The following is a 533-nucleotide window of genomic DNA, read 5'->3' as shown; positions in this document are numbered from 1 at the left end:
GCCAATCGGTGTGCGATTACAGAAAGTTCCTCAAGTTTTTTTTAGGAGGGCCGTCAACCTTCACTGAGGCGGCCAGCAATGAACGAAGCTTCCGCCGATGCCAATATGGCGTATTGGGCTCAGGCTTATTTAGGAGATTTTCCATGCTCGGAATCAATAGCAATATCAACTCGCTGGTTGCACAGCAAAACCTCAGCGGCTCGCAAAGCGCCCTGTCGCAAGCCATCACCCGCCTGTCGTCGGGCAAGCGCATCAACAGCGCGGCTGACGATGCAGCAGGTCTGGCGATCTCGACGCGTATGCAAACCCAGATCAACGGTCTGGGCCAAGGCGTGTCGAACGCGAACGACGGCGTTTCGCTGATTCAGACGGCGTCGAGCGCGCTGTCCTCGCTGACTTCCAGCCTGCAACGTATCCGTACGCTGGCTGTGCAAGCTTCGACGGGCACGATGTCCTCGTCGGACCAGGCAGCTCTGCAGAAAGAAGTTGCGCAGCAAATCCAGGAAGTGAACCGTATCGCGTCGCAAACGACG

Annotated in this window: 1 pseudogene; it reads left to right on the top strand. The window is 57.0% G+C overall.

Annotated features, from left to right (window positions below):
• Positions 1–143: 143 nt before the first annotated feature.
• Positions 144–533: pseudogene (locus SB822_RS54840) on the top strand (flagellin); the annotation flags it as partial.

Source organism: Paraburkholderia sp. SIMBA_054 (assembly GCF_046534875.1).
GTDB classification, from domain to species: Bacteria; Pseudomonadota; Gammaproteobacteria; order Burkholderiales; family Burkholderiaceae; genus Paraburkholderia; species Paraburkholderia hospita.
The sequence above is the reverse complement of the archived record's forward strand: the minus strand, read 5'-3'. Positions and strand labels throughout refer to the sequence as shown.